Source organism: Cohnella sp., assembly GCF_041640265.1.
In the GTDB taxonomy this organism is placed as follows: Bacteria; Bacillota; Bacilli; order Paenibacillales; family Paenibacillaceae; genus Cohnella.
On record NZ_JBEQAP010000107.1, the window covers coordinates 1 to 3,867 of the forward strand.

Here is a 3,867-nt window from a genome sequence, read left to right on the forward strand (position 1 = left end):
ACCAATCGTCGGCAGTTTGAAGGTCAGATGTTCAACAGACTGCTCACTGCCTGTGTATCTACGGATACCATCACTTATGGTGATTTAACCGCGTAAGCCATGCGGAGCTAACTTGATATTCAAATATTCGGATTGAAAAGGCGCGGTTCGGCGAGCGTCTGCGGGTTGAATTCGTGATCGAAGCCGGCACCCGCTTCCTGATCCCGTCGTATATTCTCCAGCCTCTTGTAGAGAATGCAGTGCGACATGGGCTCATGAGCCGATTGGAAGGGGGCAGTATCACGGTTCGGGTCACTGAAGATGAGCGATGCTACAGGCTTGAGGTAGCGGACGACGGTGTCGGGATCTCTCCAAGTCGATTGGAAGAGCTTGTATCGGGACATTCGTTAACGGGTGGCGTCGGTATCCGGAATATTCAATTCAGGCTATTCCATCTATACGGCACCGGGCTTCACATCCAGAGCACCCCCGATGAAGGCACCCGCGTCACGATGACCATACCGAAAGTGAGGGATTCGCTTGCACATTATGCTGGTTGACGATGAGCCGCTTGCGCTTGCTTATTTGGAAAAACAGCTGTCCTCCATCGACGGCATTCAAATCGCAGGCGCATTTACGGACCCGGCGAAAGCAGTTGAATTTCTCGGCGTATCCAGCGGAGCCATTGAACTGGCGCTGCTCGACATCGAGATGCCGGGAAGAAGCGGTTTAGAGCTTGCGCATGTGTTTCAACAGCTGGCACCCGACATGGAGATCGCATTCGTCACCGCCTATAACGAATTTGCGATTGAAGCGTTCGAGCTGCATTCTATCGATTATCTGCTGAAGCCGGTTACGCCGGCAAGGCTCAGGAAGACGGTGGACCGCGCAAGGCGAACCTTGCGAATTAGCAAGCCCGCTGTCGGTCAACGGGTGATTCGGTTGTTCGACTCCCTCCGGCTCGAGGAAGAGGCGGGCCGAATAACCGAGTTCAAGTGGAGGACCGCCAAGACACAGGAGCTGTTTACTTATTTGTGCTTGTATGCGGAACAGCCGGTTCACCGCGATATGTTGCTGGAGGTGCTTTGGTCCGATACACCCGCGGAGCGAGCCGCAACCTTGCTGCATACGACTGTTTATCAAATCCGCAAAATGCTGAAAAGTCTGGAGCTGCCTGCAGAGATTCATTTCAAGGAAGAAAGCTATACGTTCCGGATTAATGGGATCCTAATTGATGCCCTGGATTGGGAGCGAAAAGCAGAGCAGCTGCGGATGGTGGATGCCTTCTCGATCCGCGGGTGGTGCGATTGGCTTCGGGGTTATCCGCCGCAATCGCTGACGGGCTATTCGTACGAATGGCTGCTGCCCTACAAGCAGCGCTGCGACCGGCTGTGGCTGAGCAATGCGGCGCAGATCGCGGAATATTACGAAAGCATCGGGCAATGGGAGGAAGCGATTGATACATGGAGGACTGCCGTTTCGGCTGCTCCGCAAGAGCCGGCGCTCTGTCTCGGCATCATGAAGGCGTACGAACGGGCAGGTCGTATGGCGGATGTACTTGATCATTATGAGGACTGGATCGAGCGCTGTAATTGCGGAGTACAAGACTCGCACCCTGGTATTTCACAATGGTTTGCGGAATTTCGGGAACGGCTGCTGTATCGGAAAATCACAGAATAGTTGGTTATGAATCCAATATTTCATCATTTTATCCTCTTTCTCTAGTGTGCTACCATAAAGTCACATTAGACGAGAGGAAGATGTCGCATGATAAAGAAAATATTCTTATCGTTCCTATTGTTTGGCGGAATATGTTCAGGTTTCCTTGAAGGTGAGGCGTCAGCTTACTCGGCTTCGAAAGCGGAAGCGGTCATGAATACGGGCAAACGGTATTTAGGCACTCCCTATCAGTTCGGCGCCAATTACGGTCAGACGCGCACCTTCGATTGCTCCAGCTATGTCAAGACGGTTTATGCGAAGAATGGCGTCACGTTGCCTCGTTCCTCACGTGAGCAGTCGCTTCGGGGACGGAGCGTAACCAGAAGCTCGCTCAAGAAGGGCGACCTCGTATTTTTCAAAAGCACGAGCGGGACATCCCGAAGAATTACCCATGTGGCCATCTATGCAGGCAATAATAAGCTGCTTCACACATACGGCGAAGGCGGCGTTCGGTACAGCGAGTTCAGCTCATACTGGAAGGGTCGGTATGTGAAGGCAAGGCGCGTGTTGTAAAGCTATGACTGCATTGTATTTTTGACGGGTACATGCACGGATAGGCGGGAGTCCACATACACTGCTAGTAATCTCTTCTAAGGGGTGACAGCTGTGCCGGGCTTTTTCGCTACGATTGCTTTATTCATTAAAGAATTGATGCTTCTCGTCTCGTATGTCAAAAATAATGCATTCCCACAGCCTCTATCCGAGGAGGACGAAGCCAAGCATTTGCGGCTCATGGCTGAGGGCAATCAGCATTCCCGCAATACTCTGATTGAGCATAATTTGCGACTTGTTGCCCATATTGTCAAAAAATTCGATAATACTGGCGAGGATCATGAGGATTTGATTTCGATTGGCACCATCGGGTTGATTAAGGCGATTGAATCCTACTCTCCGGATAAGGGTACAAAGCTGGCGACGTTCTCTGCTCGATGTATCGAGAACGAGATTCTGATGCACCTACGCTCGCTGAAGAAGACCAAGAAGGACGTCTCGCTGCACGACCCGATCGGAACGGACAAAGAAGGCAACGAGATTTCGCTCATCGACATTCTCGGCACGGAAGCCGACGATGTCGTGGATAAGGTGCAGCTAAAGATTGAAAAGGTGAAGATTTATCAGAACCTGGATATATTGGATGAGCGGGAGCGGGAAGTGATCGTCGGGCGGTTCGGGCTCGAGACCGGCGGCGAGGAACGGACGCAGCGTGAGATTGCGAAGGAGCTCGGTATCTCGCGCTCGTACGTGTCGCGGATCGAGAAGCGGGCGCTGATGAAGCTGTATCATGAGTTTTATAAGAAGAAGGGGTAGAATGGAAACCGTGGGAGCTCATTGAGTTCCCACATTTTTTTACATTCATTTTAATACGATATGATATAATAAATTGAGTTCTAATGTGGTGAAAATTAAGAGTTATTGGAGTGGAAGGCATGGAAAAGGTTAGCTCACCTGAAGAGTTAATGAATTATATTTCCAACATGGATCGAAATAATTCGGTATGCCAATTTCATATACCTGGTAAAGGAACGTTTACTCTTGTTCTCCAAGAGGAAGAGCAACGTAGTATTAAGGCTGATATCGAGGCAAATCCTGATTTAGAAATTATGATTCATGAGAGCATGGAAGAGTACCGTCAAGGTAAGGGGATGACGACTTCAGAACTACTGAAATCCTTGTCAGTTGAGGATTTTAGGTAATGAATGTGCGAAAGATTACTTGGCTTCCGACAGTAAGAAGGAAACTAATATCGTTTAGAAGTGGCAGGTTCACTCCGGTAGAGACGTTAGATTTTATTTCACAACTCGTATTGGAAACAGAGTCGTTGTTATCCAATCATGTATTAACGAAGGGATTTACTGAAGTTTCTGGCCAGTTCAGCGGAATTAACCGAATTGTTGTCAGACGATTTCGATTTTATTATGAATGCAGTGGGAATGAATTCATTGTAGTAGGTGTACTATTTCCAGGTGAAAAATAAATTGTTAAACCAGTGCGATCTTTCATTAGGTTGGCTGGTTTTTTTATGAATATAGTCAACTGCTGGTTACATAGGTTTTTGTTCACAATGTCAAAAAATTCGACAATACAGGGGAGGACCATGAGGACTTGATTTCGATTGGCACCATTGGGCTGATTAAGGCGATCGAGTCCTACTCTCCGGATAAGGGCACG

At 48.9% G+C, this 3,867-nt stretch carries 5 protein-coding genes and 2 pseudogenes; all 7 read left to right on the forward strand.

Annotated features, from left to right (window positions below; all coding sequences use genetic code 11):
• Positions 1-96, forward strand: a pseudogene (locus tag ACESLK_RS29930) (IS1595 family transposase); the annotation flags it as partial.
• Between the two features lie 77 nt (positions 97-173).
• Entirely contained in the window at positions 174-539 is a 366-nt protein-coding gene (locus tag ACESLK_RS29935; RefSeq protein ID WP_373233510.1) for a sensor histidine kinase, read from the forward strand.
• On the forward strand, positions 529-1,659 hold the full coding sequence (locus ACESLK_RS29940) for a response regulator (protein ID WP_373233513.1): 1,131 nt from the start codon (positions 529-531) through the stop codon (positions 1,657-1,659). The genes ACESLK_RS29935 and ACESLK_RS29940 overlap by 11 nt, the downstream gene beginning before the upstream one ends.
• A gap of 87 nt (positions 1,660-1,746) precedes the next feature.
• On the forward strand, positions 1,747-2,211 hold the full coding sequence (locus ACESLK_RS29945) for a C40 family peptidase (protein WP_373233511.1): 465 nt from the start codon (positions 1,747-1,749) through the stop codon (positions 2,209-2,211).
• A 93-nt stretch (positions 2,212-2,304) separates the two neighbouring features.
• Positions 2,305-3,006, forward strand: coding sequence for an RNA polymerase sporulation sigma factor SigK (sigK, locus tag ACESLK_RS29950; protein WP_373233512.1), 702 nt, complete (start codon positions 2,305-2,307; stop codon positions 3,004-3,006).
• A 119-nt stretch (positions 3,007-3,125) separates the two neighbouring features.
• Positions 3,126-3,392: a hypothetical protein gene (locus ACESLK_RS29955; RefSeq protein ID WP_373233514.1), complete on the forward strand. Its 267-nt coding sequence runs from the start codon at positions 3,126-3,128 to the stop codon at positions 3,390-3,392.
• 364 nt (positions 3,393-3,756) lie between these two features.
• A pseudogene (locus ACESLK_RS29960) lies at positions 3,757-3,867 on the forward strand (sigma factor); the annotation flags it as partial.